Here is a 15,716-nt window from a genome sequence, read left to right on the forward strand (position 1 = left end):
CAAATTGCATTTATTTACTAAAACCATAATGGATTACGTTTTATATCGGGCGGGGCGGTTTGCTCAAAATTGAAACTAAATCCGCTATATAAAAAATAAAGGGACTGACATAGATTAGCAGTTATGCTAGGCATACGAAAATGCAGATAACCAATTGTAAATTAAGAAAGAGAGTTCAAAAGAAACTACTTGAATTTTTTGTACTCCAAGTTACCTCCCGCTCCGCTGCCGATATTTTGGGCATTCAGCCCAACTCCGCTATTCTGTTCTACCGCAAAATTCGTATGGTTATCAGCCATTATCTGGCCTTGGTTGCCGATGAGGTTTTTGAGGGCTCTATTGAATTGGACGAAAGCTATTTCGGCGGACGGCGCAAAGGCAGACGCGGTCGCGGTGCGGCAGGAAAAGTGGTTGTCTTCGGCATTCTGAAACGCAATGGACGGGTCTATACCGTTGTGGTGGATAATGCCAAGTCTGAAACGTTACTCCCTGTCATTAAAAAGAAAATCATGCCGGACAGCATTGTTTACACGGATAGCCTGAGCAGCTACGACAAGTTGGACGTAAGCGGTTTTATTCATTACCGCATCAACCATTCCAAGGAATTTGCAGACCGTCAGAACCACATTAACGGCATTGAAAATTTTTGGAATCAGGCAAAACGCGTCTTGCGCAAATACAACGGAATCGATCGCAAATCTTTCCCGCTGTTCTTGAAAGAATGCGAATTTCGATTTAATTTCGGCACACCGTCTCAACAGCTTAAAATCCTGCAAAAATGGTGTGGAATTTAGGGCTAATCTACGTCAGCCCCAAAATAAAAGGGAAAATATGAGTATCAAAGAATGGCCCGAGGGGGAGCGGCCGCGCGAGAAGCTCTTGGCGCATGGTGCGGCGGCGTTGAGTGATGCGGAGTTGCTGGCAATTTTATTGCGTGTTGGAACGCGCGGTATGAGCGCGGTCGATTTAGCGCGTTATTTGTTGAGTGAGTTTGGCAGCTTGGGGAAGCTGATGAGTGCGGATGCCAAAACACTTTCTGCTTATAAGGGCATGGGCTTGGCGAGTTATACTCAGTTTGCAGTGGTCAAAGAAATCGGGCGGCGGATTTTGGGTGAAGATTTGCAGGAGCAGATTGTTTTGTCAAACCCGAAATCGGTTGCGGATTATCTGCGCCTGCACCTTGGGCATGAAAAAATCGAGGTCAGTGTTGCTTTGCTGCTCAATCGTCAAAATCAATTGATTGCGGTACGGGAATTGTCGCGCGGTACGGTGGCGGAAAATACGGTTTATATCCGTGAAATTGTCAAATTGGCATTGGATGAATATGCCGACAGTTTGATTTTGGCACACAACCATCCGGGCGGTTCGGCAAGGCCGTCTGAATCTGATGTACAGTTTACAGAGCGTTTGAAACAGGCTTTAAGTTTGGTCGATATTACGCTGTTGGACCATTTTATCGTGACGGCAAAAGAAACCTGCTCTTTGCGCGAACAGGGCTATATGTAAGGATGAATGTTCAGACGGCCTCAGTAGGATTGGTTACCTTACTGAGGCCGTCTGAAGGATTATTGCGTTACTTAGTTGGAGGACTCTTCCTTATAGATGATTTCTTCCGATTTTGGCTTTTCTTTGCTCTTTTCCTTCTCTTTTTCTTTATCCTTGTCTTTTTTACCGTCGGGAATGGCGGCATCAATCACTGCCCCCGTTCCTTTGACAACCAATTTTCCGGTAGTCAGAACGGTTGTGGCGGCCAAATCGACAGCCGCGCCTACAACGCAGCCGTTAAGCGTCAGGCAAAGGGCAAATGCCGGAATCAGGCGTTTTGTGCATCTCAATGACTGCATCCGCAGTGTCTTTCGTGATGATGGCCGCATCCGAGTGCTTCTTGCCAAGCATCATCATCGCCGTCAAATTCTTCAACTTCGTCAAATTCACCGTTTTCTACCATGCTTACCAGCTCTTCCAGGCTTTCTGCGCCTTCTACCCAAAAGCAGGGGATATCGGGTGGTGTGTCGGGGGCAAGCAGGGCGGCCTGTTGGTTGTGCCAAGCAATCCAATAGCCGTTTTGCGTTTGTACGAATACGGCATCGGGATGGATGGTTTCGTTTTCGGTATTGACCAGCATTCTGGCGGCGATATCGGTTTGAAAAGGTAAGGTTTGCATTATGGTTTGAGAATGTGAGAAAAGAAAGTATTGTAACATGGCAAAAACAAACGCACCGTCTGAGTCAAGCGGTGCGTTTGTGTCTCTGCAACTTGGGTGCGGTCAGTTTAGAGTGTCAGCCGCACCGGGAATGTCATTCCGTCAAGATTATTTGTCGTCGTTAGCCAAAACGAAGCGGTAAATAGCTGCGCCAACTGCTGCGCCGGCAATAGGAGCCAACCAGAACAACCACAGCTGTTCAACAGCCCAGCCGCCTTGAAACAAGGCAACACCGGTAGAACGTGCAGGGTTAACGGAAGTATTGGTTACAGGAATGCTGATCAAGTGAATCAGGGTCAGACCCAGGCCGATGGTGATAGGGGCAAAGCCGGCTGGAGCCAGTTTGTCGGTAGAACCCATGATGATCAGGAAGAATGCGGTCAGTACGAATTCGATCAGCAAAGCGGCCATCATGTCGTAACCGTTAGGAGAGTGCTCGCTGAAACCGTTACTGGCAAAGCCGGAAGCAACAGCATCAAAACCGGTTTTACCGGAAGCAATCAGATACAGAACGCCCGCAGCGGCAATCGCACCGATAACTTGGGATACGATGTAAGGCAACAAGTTTTTACCGTTGAAACGGCCGCCGATGAAAAGGCCGACGGAAACGGCAGGGTTGAAGTGGCCGCCGGAAATGTGGCCAACGGCGTAAGCCATGGTCAGTACGGTCAAACCGAATGCTAAAGCGACACCGGCAAAGCCAATGCCAAGTTCTGGGTAGGCTGCTGCCAAAACTGCGCTGCCGCAGCCGCCGAATACCAGCCAGAAAGTGCCGAAAAATTCTGCAAAATATTTTTTCATTTGTTTTTCCTCGTAAAGGGTGGGGTGTTGCCGAAGGCATGAATCATAATAATATTGTTTCTAATCGATAATATTGTTTCTAATCGAAAAACGGATTTACCTGTTTTTTCCGGTCTTGACAAAAGGCCGTTTGAAAATGGCGACGAATGGATAGAGGGATATATCTTGCAGGTCGAATTTTGTTTATTGAGGCTGAGTTTATTTGATAGAGAAGCAAATACCGTTAATGCAAAAGCATTTGGTTTTGTAAGAAATGCCGTTTACAGATTACTTATTTGCTTGCTTATTTAATTGGAATCTCTGAACCCATTATCTGATTTAAAAAGGCCGTCTGAAAAGTTTTCAGACGGCCTTAATTTTAAACAAGGATAAATTAATCCAGATGGTCGCTGCTTTGCGCCAAGATGGTGCGGTTGCCGTTGTTTTCCGCCGGTGAAACAATGCCGTCGGCTTCCATTTGGTCAATCAAGCGAGCGGCACGGTTGTAGCCAATGCGCAGTTGGCGTTGGATATTGGAAATGCTGGCCTTACGCGATTTTAAGACAACGGAAACGGCTTCGTCATACATGGGGTCAAGGTCGCTGTCGTTGCTACGGCTGGTGCCGGTAAAGTCCTCGGTCGAACCGCTGCTTAAAATATCGTCGATATAGTCAGGCGCACCGAATTGTTTCAGATATTCCACTACGCGGTGTACTTCGTTGTCGGAAGCAAACGCGCCGTGTACACGTTGCGGATAACCGGTGCCGGGTGGCAGGAACAACATATCGCCTTGGCCGAGCAGGTTTTCTGCGCCCATTTGGTCAAGAATCGTGCGGCTGTCGATTTTGCTGGACACTTGGAAGGCAATGCGTGTCGGAATATTGGCTTTAATCAGGCCGGTAATGACATCCACGCTTGGGCGTTGGGTGGCAAGAATTAAATGGATGCCGGCTGCACGCGCTTTTTGGGCAAGACGGGCAATCAGTTCTTCAATTTTCTTGCCTGCAGTCATCATCAGATCGGCAAACTCATCTACCACGACCACGATAAACGGCAGTTTCTCCAATGGCTCAGGGTTTTCAGGCGTGAGGCTGAACGGGCTGCCGATTTTTTCGCCACGCGCGACGGCTTCGGCAATTTTTTGGTTGAAACCGGCAAGGTTGCGCACGCCCATAAAGCTCATCAGGCGGTAGCGTTTTTCCATTTCGTTGACGCACCAGTCCAGGGCGTTTGCTGCCAGCTTCATATCGGTCACGACGGGGGCGAGCAGGTGCGGAATGCCTTCGTAAATGCTCAGCTCCAGCATTTTCGGGTCAATCATAATCATGCGCACGTCTTCAGGCGTTGCTTTGAAGAGCATGGACAGAATCATGGCGTTCACACCTACGGATTTACCCGAACCGGTCGTACCGGCAACCAGCAGATGCGGCGCTTTGGCCAAGTCTGTCACAACAGGCTGGCCGGTAATGTCTTGGCCGAGAGCGAGAGTCAGTTTGGATTTAGATTCGGTAAACGCAGGCGAATTGAAGATTTCGCTCAGGCGGATCATTTGGCGTTTCGGATTGGGTAATTCCAAGCCCATGCAGGTTTTGCCGGGGATGGTTTCCACCACGCGGATGGAAGCCACGCCAAGCGAGCGCGCCAAGTCTTTTTCGAGGTTTAAAACGGCACTGCCGCGCACGCCGACATCAGGCTCGATTTCGTAGCGCGTAATGACCGGGCCGGAATAGGAATCCATCACTTTGACTTTGACTTTGAACTCCGCCAGTTTTTCTTCGATGGTAATGCTGTTTTCCAACAACTGTTCTTCAGTTTGCGATGCGCTTGGGTCAAATTGCGGCGGCAGAAGCAGGGCGGTAGTCGGCAGGCGTGCATCGGTAAGTGTTGCCGAAGTTGGATGAACTACGCTTGGCGTACTCTCTTGAACGCTTGGTTCTACGGTTTGAACAGGCGTTTCAACGGCTGTCTGTGTATATTCAGACGGCCTTGAGATTGTTTCAACAGATTCAACGGGTTCAATAGCTTCAACCGCTTGAATAGCTTCTGCTTCCGGTTGTACAGTTGCTTCCGGCTCACTATCGAATTCCGTTTCTTCGACGGCAGATTCGCTGATTAAATAATCGTGGATACTGCGTTCAGGCTGATTGCTGACATGCGCATTGACTTGTGCATCAAAAATCGGTACTTGGATTTTATGTTCAAAAGCAGGCGGCTCGGGGATATCAATTGGCGCGATTGAGGTTTGGAAAACAGGCGGCTCGGGAATATCGGTTTTAGCCATAGGGACAACCGGTACGGCAGGCGGCTCGACTACGGTTGCGTTTGGCGTGGCAGGTCGGGAGATATAAGGGGATTTTTTAACAGGCGCAGCCGGTTTCGGACGGGACGGCGTTGCCGGTGCGGCAGGTCGTGGTGCAACAGCTTCCGTGGCAGCTTGTTTACGCGCCCATCTTTCGGCGGCCGCTTCGGTATAGCGAACTTGACGGCGCAAGCTGGCAGGACGGCTGATTTGTCCCAAGTTGGCCAAAATTTCGTCATTTTCGATGGTGCGCGGAGAGTAGCCGCGTAATGGGGCGACGGCCTCGGCCAGTTTGTGGCGGGCGGCGGTGCGGCGGGCAAGGTTGTTGTGAATATCTTCCGCTTGGATTTCAGAAGGGAATGCCTGCATGGAAGTATAGGGGAGGATGGCTTCTTTTTCGGCAGTTCTTAAGGCCGTCTGAACGGTTTCGATATGCGGCGCATTGGCTTCTGCCACGCGGACATTATTGGCACGCGCCAAGGCACGTTCGCGTGTGCGGCGCAAGATAGGGTCATTATAGTCGATGATTTCCATGCCGGTCATCGGCAGGGATGAAGCGCGCAATAATGGGGTTTCGACTTCGTCTTTGTAAATTGGCGCATTTTTTTCGGCCAAATGCTCGTTCCATTCTTCAACCGCTGCTTCATGCAGGGAACGTGTGGCTTCTTCTAATGTGATTTCTTCAAAATTGCTGTTTTGCACCAAAGATGGGCTGTATTCGGGCGTTTCCATTTGTGCAAACGGCGTGATTTTAGGAATACGTTCTGGTTTGGCAGGTTTGCGGGTTTTAGGCGCAACTTTGATTTCTTCTTCGGTAGCTGCGATGTGTTCCGGCTCTTCGGAAAACGACTCTGCTGCGTGCTCTTCGTTTGTTTCGGCGCGTTGCATTTTATTGTGTTCGAGCGCGTAAAGCAGGCGGATGCGGGCAATTTTATGGTTGTCGGCAGTGCGCTTGTTCATGCTGAACAAACGTTTCAGGCTGTCCAGTTGGTCGAAAAAACCGACCGGGCTGTCTTCTTCGTTTATTTCTTGTTCGTCGCCACTGAGTCGGGCCAATTCATGGCGCCACTTTTGCTCTTGTTTCTGGCGCCACCAGAACAAGCCGGCTATGACAGCCAGCAGAATTAAAGCCAATATTGTCCAAAGCATGCGTCCATCCCCTTAATTAAACGGCAAAGTCCGTTATTCTAACGCTTTTTTCGGGTAAACAAAACCAGCCGAAACAAGCTTTAACGGCAAAGGCAAACAGGATTGTCAAAGCTGTGGCTTGAGACGCGTATAATAGGCCGTCTGAACATTTTGCGGATGAGATGATGATTTTTCAAAACGGATGGTTTCCCGTTGGTGTCGTGATGGCGGCATGGCCTGTGTTGCTGGTGATTTTTGCTTTGTGTGCAAAGCAGGCATGGGTGTCGGTATCGCAGCATCGTTCCGCATTCTTGGTGGCTGCCGTGATGTTGCCGCTGGCTTGGAGTTTGAATGCTTCCCCGGAAAGCGGACAACTGGCCGGCATGAGCTATCATCTGCTTGCTTTAAACCTGGCGGCTTTAATGCTGGGCACCTCTGCCGCGTTCTGCCTTGGCGTTTTACTGTTTTTTCCGTATTTGTGGCTTTGGGGCGATTGGCATATGTTCCCCATTAATGCCTTGTCCGTATTGCTTCCGCCTTTGTTGGTAAACTTGGGTTTCCGCCATTGGGTATTGCGTTTGCCTGCCAATATCTTTATCTTTATTTTTCTGAATGGTTTTTGGGCTGCGGCGGTCGGCATGGTGTTTACCGGCGTAATTTTGGTTGGTTTGTTGGACTGGGTAGATGTGTTTGATACGGCGGTATTATGGAAAACCGCTTTTCCTGTTTTCTTCTTAATCGCTTGGGCAGAGGCATTTTTGAGCGGTATTTCAACAGCTATTTTTATCGCGCTCAAGCCGCAATGGATTTGTACTTTTGATGACGACAGGTATTTGAAATCCGCGCCTAAGATTTGGCAATAAGATATGAAGGCATCCTTGCTTGGTTTTCAGACGGCCTAATGACCGGATGGCCTGTTTTTTGAATTGAATGTTTAACTTGTTATGTTTGCTTATATTTTTCCCATTGTTTGCGGTGCCGCTGTCGGGGCTGTATTGCGTTGGCTGTTTGGCTTGGTGCTGGTGTCTTCTGCGCCTTTTTCTATCGGTACATTGGCGGCAAACTGGCTGGGCGCGCTGCTGATCGGCGTATTGGCGGAACTCTTAACCGATCCGCAATGGCGTTTGCTTTGGATTACCGGCTTTCTCGGCAGCTTAACCACATTTTCAGGTTTTTCAGTGGAGATGGTGGGTTTGATGCAGGCGCAACGTTGGGGTATGGCTGCGATGGCAAGCTGTCTGCATGTTTTCGGTTCGTTTGGTTTGACGGCGCTGGGGATTAAATTGGCGCAGATTTGGAAGTAAGCAAAAATAACAGGGTGCAATTTTGCACCCCGTTATTTTCTATAGGTATTTAATCAATGCCAATAGGCAAACAGACGGTTTCTTGACAATAGGTTTTGCCGGATTCGCTTAAGTGTGCCGGTTTGTAGGCGGCAAAGGTGTAGGTCAGGTCTGCGCGGAATGTATCGGGATCGGCTTCGGCGGTGTCGCAGTTGAGGCCGGTGGGGATATCAAGGGCGACTTTCAGGCCGTCTGAATGATTGAGTTGGCGGCAGAGAGCGGCGATTTCGGTTGGAAGGGCGCCGCTGAAGCCTGTGCCGAATATGCCTTCGATAATGATGTCGTAACCTTTTTTCAGACGGCCTGCCAGTTCTTGTACGGATATCAATTCAATATGGGGCAAACTGTTGAGGCGTTCGCGATTAGTTTGAGCCAAGGGGGAGAGGTTTTCCCCGAGTGAAAACAGAATGTCGATGTGCCATCCTTGCGCCTGCATATATCTTGCCATGACTAGGCCGTCGCCGCCGTTGTTGCCTTTGCCGCAAACAATCAGGGCGCGTCCGGCTTGAGGATGACGCTGCATGAGGTCTCGGGCGGCAGAGCTGCCGGCATTTTCCATCAGTTGGTAGAAGCTTGTGCCTTTATCGACGGCTGCTTGCTCGCGTTCGCGCATTTGGGCGGCGGTATAGACTTTCATGATCGGCTCTCTTTGCAGGAAGTTATTTGTCGGCGGTATTCATCAGGCGCAAGGCTTTCAGACGGCCTATTTCTTTTTGATATTCCACCAGTCCGATAAATGTGCCGTCTCGGCTGTACACACAGAAGGGCTGCTCGGCGGAAATGTCTTCGGTAAACTGGGGACGTTGGCCGTGTTTGAGCATGGTAACAGCGTAGTCGTTTAACTCAAGTTTGGGGAAATGTTGTACCAAGACATCGCAAGGCAGCAGCAGGGCATCCCGTTCGGCTTCGTCCAATTCTGCCAAGGCTTCGAGCGTGTGGCTTTGGGCAATGGTAAAGCCTGCGGTTTCGGTACGGCGCAGGGCGGTCAGGTGGGCGAATGTGCCGATGTGTTTGGCGATGTCTTCGCTGAGGGTACGGATGTAAGTGCCCTTGCTGCAACGTACGTCTATCACAGCTTTGGGTGCATCAAATTCAGTAATATCAATGGAGTAAATAGTGATGTCGCGCGCTTTGCGTTCGATAACGATGCCTTTGCGTGCGTATTCGTACAGCGGTTTGCCTTCGTGCTTGAGGGCGGAAAACATGGGAGGCACTTGGCGGATATCGCCCGTTAAGGCTTGGCAGGCCGTCTGAAATTCGGACAATGAAATATCGGCGCGTGCGGTAGCAACGATTTCACCTTCTGCATCGCCCGTACTGCTGGCTTCGCCCAGTTTCAGCGTGGCCGTATAGGCTTTGTCGGCATCAATCAGATATTGGGCGAACTTGGTCGCTTCTCCGAAACAAACAGGCAAAAGCCCTGTGGCCAAAGGATCGAGTACGCCGGTATGCCCGGCTTTTTCGGCACGGAACAAGCGTCGTGCTTTTTGCAGGGTGGTGTTGCTGGAAAGACCTTCAGGTTTATCGAGAAGAAGAACGCCGTTGATCGGGCGTTTGGTGGGTTTATTGGTCATATTAATTAGGGAATATTAATGTTCAGGCCGTCTGAAAGGGTTCAGACGGCCTGCGTGTTTTAATCAATCAGTCTTCAACCGGTTTTTCCGCTGCCACTTGGTCGATCAGGCTGGAAATGCTCATGCCGCGTTCGAGTGATTCGTCGTATTTGAAGTGCAGCTCAGGCGTTTTGAAGAGTTTGATGCGTTTGGCCAATTCGCTGCGCAAATGGCCTTTGGCGTGTTCCAAAGCTTCTTCGGTAATGTCGCGTGTGCTGTCGTCAAGGACGGTGTAAAACACGGTTGCGTGGCTGTAATCGCGGGTGACTTCGACTTCGTTGATGGTGATGAAGCCTGCACGCGGATCTTTCAGGCCGGTGCGGACGAGTTCGGCAAGCTCGCGCATGATTTGTTCTTTGACACGGTCTTGGCGGGCGTAGCCGCGTTGTGGTTTTCTCATGGTTTTCCTTGATGTATGGCAGGCTGTCGTTTTCAGATGGCCTGCGGTTTGGATTTTGAAAAGCTGCCTATTATAACGGAGCGCGGTTTATTGTGCTTGAACCGAGAAAGGCATATCGATTTTTTGCCATTGCGCGCTTTCGTAGTCCAGCGCATCGGCGATGAGGGGGTGTTGCTCCAGCCATTGGGCGTTGATGCGCAAGATAAAGCTGTGGTTGTTTTCATCGACGCGAAGCTGGGTTTGCGGCGGCAAATCAAGCGGCAGGCGCGAACGGCAGAAGAGGGCGGCCAGGCGCAGGGACAATACAGCACACCACATGATTTCGTTGTTGCCGATAATGTCCGCCATTTTCTTGAGGTCGCCGCGATGGCCGATAACCAGTTGCGCTAAAATGGTTTGCTCTTTGCGTGAGAAGCCCGGCATATCGGCGTTTTCGAGAATATAGGCGGAGTGTTTGTGATAACCGGTATGGGCAATATCCAAGCCGATTTCATGCAAACGACCTGCGCGGCTGAGGTATTGGTTCCACAGGGCAAGTTCTTGAACGGTTACGTTTTTGGCGTGGCACAGGCTGTTCATGAAGGCTTGTGCGGTATCAGCAACGCGTTTGGCTTGGTTGAGGCTGACGTGGTAGCGTTTTTGGAACTCTGCCGTTGTCTGTTCGCGCATATCGACATTGAGGCTGCGGCCGATTAAGTCGTAGAACACACCGTCGCGGAGGGCGGCTTCGATAACGGTCATTTTGGTCAGCGAGAGTTCTTCAAAAGCGGCCATCATCACGGCCAATCCGCCCGCAAAAACTTCGATGCGTTCGGGTTTGAGGTTTTCAAATTTGGCTTTTTTAACCGAACCGGCCTCGATAATCCTATCGGCAAGATAACGCATGCCTTGGGCGGTAATGTCGGCTTCTTGTGGCAATTCGGCCGCCAAAACGTCGCGTATGGATTTGGCTGAACCGGACGTGCCGATGGCGAAATCCCAACCGGTACGCTTCATCAGTTTGCTGATGCGCTGGATTTCGATACGCGCGGCGGAAACGGCGGCTTGGAAATCTTTGGCGGTCACTTTGTTTTGGAAGAAGCGCATGCTGTACGTTACGCAGCCCAAAGGCAGGCTTTCTGTGGTCAGTGGTTGCAAATCCGAGCCGATGACAAATTCGGTCGAGCCGCCGCCAATGTCGATAACCAGCATTTTGTCGCCTTTAGGTGGCAGGGTATGCACTACGCCGGTGTAAATCAGACGCGCTTCTTCGCGGCCGGCAATGACTTCGATGGGGAAACCCAGCGCCGCTTCGGCACGGGGCAGGAATTGGGCGATGTTTTTGGCGACGCGGAAAGTATTGGTGGCCACCACGCGCACGTTTTCAGGTTGGAATCCGCGCAGGCGTTCGCCAAATTTTGCCAAACATTCCAAGGCTTGTTCTTGAGAGGCTTCGCTCAGGTTTTTTTGTTCGTCCAAGCCGGCGGCAAAGCGAACCATTTGTTTGAACGAGTCGATGACTTTCAGCTGGCCGTTGTTGTTTTCACAAATTTGCAGGCGGAAACTGTTGGAACCCAAGTCGACGGAAGCTAAAACGTTGGCGGGAGTGGTGGTCATAAAAAATACCGGTTGATTAGAAAAACCTAAATGTTACTTGAGGCGGTATCACTTGACAATAAAAGGTATACAGCTCTTTGATTCTGCTCATAGATGTATTTTATAATGCTGATTTTAAGCAAGTATATCAAAGGCCGTCTGAACTTTTCAGACGGCCTAAAAAGAGAAAACACATGAAATCGGAAAACCAAGATTCCTTATTTTTATCGCGCCGCCGTCTGTTGCAAGTCGGCGGAGCCATGCTTTTGACGCCTGCGACCGCATGGGCGGGGGCGCAACGTGAAGAAACGCTGGCCGATGATGTGGCTTCCGTGATGCGCAGTTCGATTAATAGCGCCAGCCCTGCGCGGCTGGTGTTTGCCGATTCGAGGGAAGGGGAGCGTTGGTTGGCGGCGATGTCTTCCCGATTGGCACGCTTTATTCCCGATGAGGGCGAGCGCCGCCGTTTGTTGGTTAATATTCAATACGAAAGCAGTCGTGCCGGACTCAATACTCAAGTGATTTTGGGTTTGATTGAAGTGGAAAGCGCGTTTCGCCAATATGCCATTAGCGGCGTGGGCGCGCGCGGTTTGATGCAGGTGATGCCGTTTTGGAAAAACTATATCGGCAATCCGTCGCACAACCTTTTCGATATCCGCACCAATCTGCGCTATGGTTGCACCATTCTGCGCCATTACAACAATATCGAAAAAGGCAATATTGTCCGCGCTTTGGCAAGGTTTAACGGCAGTTTGGGTAGTAACAAATATCCGAATGCCGTGTTAGGCGCGTGGCGAAATAGATGGCAGTGGGGTTGATTCGGGATAAATGGGATAGGGCAGATCTTGCGTGACGTTGTTTTTTGTTGGAACCGTTTTATATAGATGAAGCAGGTTTGCGATAAATGGCTTGCGATTTGACCCCATGCAATTCCTTTGAATCCTGTATAATCAGAAAATCTGTTAATTCACACTTTCAGACGGCCTTGCGCAAACTTGAGGCCGTCTGAAACATTATTTATGGCAAGAGATAACCGCATTCAAATGTTTCCGCACGAATGGCGTGCCAGTACCACACTTTCCGGCGTTTACGCACTGCGTATGTTGGGGATGTTTTTGGTGTTGCCTGTTTTGGCGATGTATGCCGCTTCGTTGCCTGGCGCAGAAAACAATAAAGCGCTGGTCGGTATGGCGATGGGTATTTACGGGCTGACACAGGCTTTGCTGCAGCTGCCTTTGGGCATGGCTTCCGATAAGTTCGGCCGTAAAAAAGTGATTTATGCCGGCTTGATTGTGTTTGCGGCGGGTAGTTTTTTGGCCGCAGTTGCCGACAGCCTGCAGATGTTGGTTGCCGCGCGTGCCATTCAAGGCGCGGGTGCCGTCAGTGCGGCGGTAACGGCTTTGCTGGCGGATTTGACCCGTAATGAAGTGCGGACGCGTGCGATGGCGATGATCGGCCTGAGTATCGGCTTGACCTTCTCCGTCAGCCTTGTGCTTGCGCCGATGATTGCCAGCTTTATCGGCGTATCCGGCCTGTTTGCGCTGACCGGTATTCTGACTGTAATCAGTATCGGCGTGGTTGCTTGGATGACCCCTGATCCCGAAGTGTCAAAAATGCACGAAGACACGCAGGCGCAGCCTTCGCGTATGGGTGAGGTATTGAAAAACCGCCAACTGCTCAATCTCGACTTCGGTATTTTTGCCTTGCATGCGGCGCAAATGGCTTTATTTACCGCATTGCCGTTTGCCATGACGCAGTTGGGTTTGGAAAAAATCCATCACTGGCAAGTCTATCTGCCGTCAACCATTACCGGCCTGATTATTATGGTGCCGCTGATTATCGTCGGCGAAACGCGCAACAAACTCAAACAAGTGTTTATCCTGGGTATTGTCTGCATTGCCGCGGCGCAAATCGGTTTGCTGTTTGGAATGCACTCGGTATGGTTGATTACCGCTTATCTGATTGTTTACTTTATTGGTTTCAATGTATTGGAAGCCAGCCTGCCGTCTATGGTGTCGAAAATCGCTCCGTCCGATTTGAAAGGCACCGCGATGGGCGTGTATAACACCATGCAGTCGGTCGGTTTGTTTGTCGGCGGCGCAACCGGTGGTTTATTATTCCAAAAATACGGTTTTGTAGGCGTATTTGCCTTTTGTAGCGTATTGATGTTGCTGTGGCTGGTATTGGCAGTCATTTCGCCGGCACCGAAACCTGTCAAAAACCTCAGCTATCCGCTTAACGCCGAATGGCAACAAAATCCGGATTTGCTCTACCAAAAATTGACCGAAATTGAAGGCGTTGAAAGCATTAGCTTTAGCGCAGACAAACAAACCATTTATATCAAGGCCTTGCAAAAAGGATTTGACCAAGAGGCCGCCGAAAAAATTATCACAGGAGTGTAAAATGTCATTGAATAAAGTTATCCTCATCGGCCGTCTCGGCCGCGACCCGGAAGTCCGCTATATGCCCAACGGCGAGGCCGTCTGTAACTTCAGCATTGCCACCAGCGAAACGTGGAACGACCGCAACGGCCAACGCGTAGAACGTACCGAATGGCACAACATCACCATGTACCGCAAACTCGCCGAAATCGCCGGTCAATACCTGCGTAAAGGCAGCCAAGTGTACCTGGAAGGCCGTATCCAAAGCCGCAAATACCAAGGCAAAGACGGCATCGAGCGCACCGCTTACGACATCATTGCCAATGAGATGAAAATGCTCGGCAGCCGTAACGACAACAGCGGCGGCGCACCATACGATGACGGCTACAACCAAGGCCAAGGCGGTCATTCAAGCCAAAGCAGCTACCAACAAGCACCACAACAGCAATACCAATCTGCTCCGGCTCAAGAGCCCCCAGCCGCCCCAGCCCGTCGTCCTGCCCCGGCACAACCGACCGCTCCGGTTGATGATATCGACGACGATATTCCGTTCTAATTATTGAGCAAATAAAAAGGCCGTCTGAAAAATATACTTTCAGACGGCCTTTAAAATGATTGAAAAGAAAATCCTACATTTGCACCGAGCCGCTGACGGTCAGGCTGATTTCTTCTGAACCTGGGGAGGCAGGTATGCCATCTTCTATTCCTGCAGCCATCTCTGCGACGGGGGCTGCCCGCAGCATTTTGGCGTGTGCAAAATCGCCGCCGACTTGGCGGTTGCCGATATGGCCCAAGTTGAGTTTAACGATTTTGTAGCTGGAGAAGCCGAGTGTTTGGGCGAGGTTTTGGGCGCGGTCTTTGAAGCGCAGGATGACGGCCTTGCTCAGTTGGCCGACGGTTTCTTCGCGTTTTTCTTTGGATACGGAAAATGAGGAGCTTTCCAAAACGGCGATATTGATGCTGTTGGTAATCAGGCGGTTGAGTGCTTCAAAGTCTTTGCTTTCTACTTTGAAGTAGGCGTGTTCTTCCCAGCCGGTTTGGGTGCGCTTGCCGTTGGTGTATTGATAGCGCGGGGATGAGTTGCGCTCCATTAGCTCGGCTTTAAATTTGCTGTTTTGGGAGATTTTGTTGAACTGGTTGAATTTCTTCATGAAGGCTTGGTTGACGGCTTGACGGTCTTTGCCTTCTGCGTTGACGTTGAAATGCGCGGTCATGGTATCCCGTGGCACTTCCATATTTGCGGATTCGGAAAATTCAACGATGTTGTAGTTGAGGCTTTCTGCTGCAACGGGCAGGGAGGCGGCTAGGAGTAGGGCGGTGAGGGCTGGGCGGCGCATTTTGCTTTTCCTTGTAATGCGGATTTTAAAAAAGTAATTTAGCATGAAAGATGGAAACATTGGCTTTGGCAAGCGTAAGGATTTTTATGGGTTGAGGCCGTCTGAAAAGAAGTTACTTTGTATCCATCAAGCCGACTTCATGGGGATTGAGGCGGGCTTTTTCTTCTTGGCCTAAGCCGACCAATTTCCGCAAGCGGGTCATGTAGGCGTTGACATCAAGGCCCCGTCCGTAGCGTTGTGCTTCCCAGATGGTTTCTGCCAAGGCTTCCATCATATCGTGTTCGGCTTTGACCCAGTCGCCGTTGTAACGGGCGCACAGTTGTTGGTGGATGGCACGGATGCCTGGGGGCTGGTCGATGGCGCTTTGTTCTTGTAGAGAAAGGTGTAGCGACATATGCAGGAATGGGTTGCTTTCGCCGTCTTCGGGCAACCATTCTTTATCTAAATATTGTTCGATGTCTTCTAGATAATGTCCGTATTCGGGATGGGCTTCGATGATGCGTAAAGCTTTTTGTTGCAGGCCGTCTAATTGGAGTGGTGCGAGTCTGTGTTGCCAAACGTGGGCAAAGAATCGGCGGACATCGTGGGTGTTTACGTCATACATGATGGGTGTGATTTGATTTTGGGATATGTGATTATATAGCGATTGCGATAAAA

At 50.3% G+C, this 15,716-nt stretch carries 17 protein-coding genes; 7 read left to right on the top strand and 10 right to left on the bottom strand.

The window, feature by feature from the left end; all coding sequences use genetic code 11:
- Positions 1 to 140 precede the first annotated feature (140 nt).
- Positions 141 to 794: an IS1595 family transposase gene (locus tag FAH66_RS02700; RefSeq protein WP_137040599.1), complete on the top strand. Its 654-nt coding sequence runs from the start codon at positions 141 to 143 to the stop codon at positions 792 to 794.
- 37 nt (positions 795 to 831) lie between these two features.
- Complete coding sequence (radC, locus tag FAH66_RS02705) at positions 832 to 1,506, top strand: RadC family protein (protein ID WP_070633389.1); 675 nt, start codon at positions 832 to 834, stop codon at positions 1,504 to 1,506.
- 71 nt (positions 1,507 to 1,577) lie between these two features.
- Here the strand turns inward: radC and FAH66_RS02710 are convergent, their stop codons facing one another.
- The 4 genes from FAH66_RS02710 to FAH66_RS02725 form a co-directional block, all read right to left on the bottom strand.
- Positions 1,578 to 1,844: an NF038104 family lipoprotein gene (locus tag FAH66_RS02710; protein ID WP_137040600.1), complete on the bottom strand. Its 267-nt coding sequence runs from the start codon at positions 1,842 to 1,844 to the stop codon at positions 1,578 to 1,580.
- A complete protein-coding gene (locus FAH66_RS02715) occupies positions 1,832 to 2,164 on the bottom strand; it encodes a general secretion pathway protein GspG (RefSeq protein ID WP_137040601.1) in 333 nt (110 codons plus the stop codon). The genes FAH66_RS02710 and FAH66_RS02715 overlap by 13 nt, the downstream gene beginning before the upstream one ends.
- 147 nt (positions 2,165 to 2,311) lie before the next feature.
- Positions 2,312 to 3,004: an aquaporin Z gene (aqpZ, locus tag FAH66_RS02720; RefSeq protein ID WP_137040602.1), complete on the bottom strand. Its 693-nt coding sequence runs from the start codon at positions 3,002 to 3,004 to the stop codon at positions 2,312 to 2,314.
- Between the two features lie 373 nt (positions 3,005 to 3,377).
- Positions 3,378 to 6,431, bottom strand: a complete 3,054-nt coding sequence (locus FAH66_RS02725; RefSeq protein WP_137040603.1) for a DNA translocase FtsK — start codon at positions 6,429 to 6,431, stop codon at positions 3,378 to 3,380.
- Between the two features lie 164 nt (positions 6,432 to 6,595).
- Here FAH66_RS02725 and FAH66_RS02730 point away from each other — a divergent pair, with 164 nt between their 5' ends.
- Both FAH66_RS02730 and FAH66_RS02735 read left to right on the top strand, forming a co-directional pair.
- Positions 6,596 to 7,273 carry an energy-coupling factor ABC transporter permease gene (locus FAH66_RS02730; protein WP_208648081.1) on the top strand — a complete coding sequence of 226 codons (678 nt, stop codon included), beginning with the start codon at positions 6,596 to 6,598 and terminating at the stop codon, positions 7,271 to 7,273.
- A gap of 81 nt (positions 7,274 to 7,354) precedes the next feature.
- Entirely contained in the window at positions 7,355 to 7,714 is a 360-nt protein-coding gene (locus FAH66_RS02735) for a CrcB family protein (RefSeq protein ID WP_137040605.1), read from the top strand.
- Positions 7,715 to 7,763: 49 nt separating this feature from the next.
- On the opposite strand, the gene FAH66_RS02740 is transcribed toward FAH66_RS02735, so the two are convergent.
- The 4 genes from FAH66_RS02740 to ppx form a co-directional block, all read right to left on the bottom strand.
- Positions 7,764 to 8,390, bottom strand: a complete 627-nt coding sequence (locus FAH66_RS02740; protein ID WP_137040606.1) for an NAD(P)H-hydrate epimerase — start codon at positions 8,388 to 8,390, stop codon at positions 7,764 to 7,766.
- A 22-nt stretch (positions 8,391 to 8,412) separates the two neighbouring features.
- Positions 8,413 to 9,327 (bottom strand): tRNA pseudouridine(55) synthase TruB, encoded by a 915-nt coding sequence (gene truB / locus FAH66_RS02745; protein ID WP_137040607.1) that lies wholly within the window; start codon positions 9,325 to 9,327, stop codon positions 8,413 to 8,415.
- A 67-nt stretch (positions 9,328 to 9,394) separates the two neighbouring features.
- On the bottom strand, positions 9,395 to 9,766 hold the full coding sequence (gene rbfA, locus FAH66_RS02750) for a 30S ribosome-binding factor RbfA (RefSeq protein WP_003685554.1): 372 nt from the start codon (positions 9,764 to 9,766) through the stop codon (positions 9,395 to 9,397).
- Between the two features lie 87 nt (positions 9,767 to 9,853).
- Positions 9,854 to 11,362, bottom strand: coding sequence for an exopolyphosphatase (ppx, locus tag FAH66_RS02755; protein ID WP_137040608.1), 1,509 nt, complete (start codon positions 11,360 to 11,362; stop codon positions 9,854 to 9,856).
- Positions 11,363 to 11,535: 173 nt separating this feature from the next.
- Here ppx and FAH66_RS02760 point away from each other — a divergent pair, with 173 nt between their 5' ends.
- The 3 genes from FAH66_RS02760 to FAH66_RS02770 all read left to right on the top strand — a co-directional run bounded on the left by FAH66_RS02760 (position 11,536) and on the right by FAH66_RS02770 (position 14,278).
- Positions 11,536 to 12,159 carry a lytic transglycosylase domain-containing protein gene (locus FAH66_RS02760; RefSeq protein WP_039863563.1) on the top strand — a complete coding sequence of 208 codons (624 nt, stop codon included), beginning with the start codon at positions 11,536 to 11,538 and terminating at the stop codon, positions 12,157 to 12,159.
- A gap of 201 nt (positions 12,160 to 12,360) precedes the next feature.
- Positions 12,361 to 13,743, top strand: a complete 1,383-nt coding sequence (locus FAH66_RS02765) for an MFS transporter (RefSeq protein WP_003685608.1) — start codon at positions 12,361 to 12,363, stop codon at positions 13,741 to 13,743.
- Position 13,744: 1 nt separating this feature from the next.
- On the top strand, positions 13,745 to 14,278 hold the full coding sequence (locus FAH66_RS02770; protein WP_137040609.1) for a single-stranded DNA-binding protein: 534 nt from the start codon (positions 13,745 to 13,747) through the stop codon (positions 14,276 to 14,278).
- Positions 14,279 to 14,351: 73 nt separating this feature from the next.
- Here the strand turns inward: FAH66_RS02770 and FAH66_RS02775 are convergent, their stop codons facing one another.
- Together FAH66_RS02775 and FAH66_RS02780 are read right to left on the bottom strand one after the other, a co-directional pair.
- Entirely contained in the window at positions 14,352 to 15,059 is a 708-nt protein-coding gene (locus FAH66_RS02775) for an SIMPL domain-containing protein (protein ID WP_137040610.1), read from the bottom strand.
- A 112-nt stretch (positions 15,060 to 15,171) separates the two neighbouring features.
- Positions 15,172 to 15,663 carry a DUF1841 family protein gene (locus FAH66_RS02780; protein WP_063068729.1) on the bottom strand — a complete coding sequence of 164 codons (492 nt, stop codon included), beginning with the start codon at positions 15,661 to 15,663 and terminating at the stop codon, positions 15,172 to 15,174.
- Positions 15,664 to 15,716 lie beyond the last annotated feature (53 nt).

The organism is Neisseria subflava (assembly GCF_005221305.1).
Lineage (GTDB): Bacteria > Pseudomonadota > Gammaproteobacteria > Burkholderiales > Neisseriaceae > Neisseria > Neisseria subflava.

Bases quoted from the DNA above. Each gene is read 5' to 3' on its own strand.
- FAH66_RS02725 (WP_137040603.1), bottom strand. From the start codon at position 6,431: ATGCTTTGGACAATATTGGCTTTAATTCTGCTGGCTGTCATAGCCGGC.
- ppx (WP_137040608.1), bottom strand. From the start codon at position 11,362: ATGACCACCACTCCCGCCAACGTTTTAGCTTCCGTCGACTTGGGTTCC.
- FAH66_RS02780 (WP_063068729.1), bottom strand. From the start codon at position 15,663: ATGTATGACGTAAACACCCACGATGTCCGCCGATTCTTTGCCCACGTT.
- radC (WP_070633389.1), top strand. From the start codon at position 832: ATGAGTATCAAAGAATGGCCCGAGGGGGAGCGGCCGCGCGAGAAGCTC.
- FAH66_RS02770 (WP_137040609.1), top strand. From the start codon at position 13,745: ATGTCATTGAATAAAGTTATCCTCATCGGCCGTCTCGGCCGCGACCCG.
- FAH66_RS02740 (WP_137040606.1), bottom strand. From the start codon at position 8,390: ATGAAAGTCTATACCGCCGCCCAAATGCGCGAACGCGAGCAAGCAGCC.
- FAH66_RS02710 (WP_137040600.1), bottom strand. From the start codon at position 1,844: ATGCAGTCATTGAGATGCACAAAACGCCTGATTCCGGCATTTGCCCTT.
- truB (WP_137040607.1), bottom strand. From the start codon at position 9,327: ATGACCAATAAACCCACCAAACGCCCGATCAACGGCGTTCTTCTTCTC.
- FAH66_RS02760 (WP_039863563.1), top strand. From the start codon at position 11,536: ATGAAATCGGAAAACCAAGATTCCTTATTTTTATCGCGCCGCCGTCTG.
- FAH66_RS02715 (WP_137040601.1), bottom strand. From the start codon at position 2,164: ATGCAAACCTTACCTTTTCAAACCGATATCGCCGCCAGAATGCTGGTC.
- aqpZ (WP_137040602.1), bottom strand. From the start codon at position 3,004: ATGAAAAAATATTTTGCAGAATTTTTCGGCACTTTCTGGCTGGTATTC.
- FAH66_RS02775 (WP_137040610.1), bottom strand. From the start codon at position 15,059: ATGCGCCGCCCAGCCCTCACCGCCCTACTCCTAGCCGCCTCCCTGCCC.
- rbfA (WP_003685554.1), bottom strand. From the start codon at position 9,766: ATGAGAAAACCACAACGCGGCTACGCCCGCCAAGACCGTGTCAAAGAA.
- FAH66_RS02700 (WP_137040599.1), top strand. From the start codon at position 141: ATGCAGATAACCAATTGTAAATTAAGAAAGAGAGTTCAAAAGAAACTA.
- FAH66_RS02735 (WP_137040605.1), top strand. From the start codon at position 7,355: ATGTTTGCTTATATTTTTCCCATTGTTTGCGGTGCCGCTGTCGGGGCT.
- FAH66_RS02730 (WP_208648081.1), top strand. From the start codon at position 6,596: ATGATTTTTCAAAACGGATGGTTTCCCGTTGGTGTCGTGATGGCGGCA.
- FAH66_RS02765 (WP_003685608.1), top strand. From the start codon at position 12,361: ATGGCAAGAGATAACCGCATTCAAATGTTTCCGCACGAATGGCGTGCC.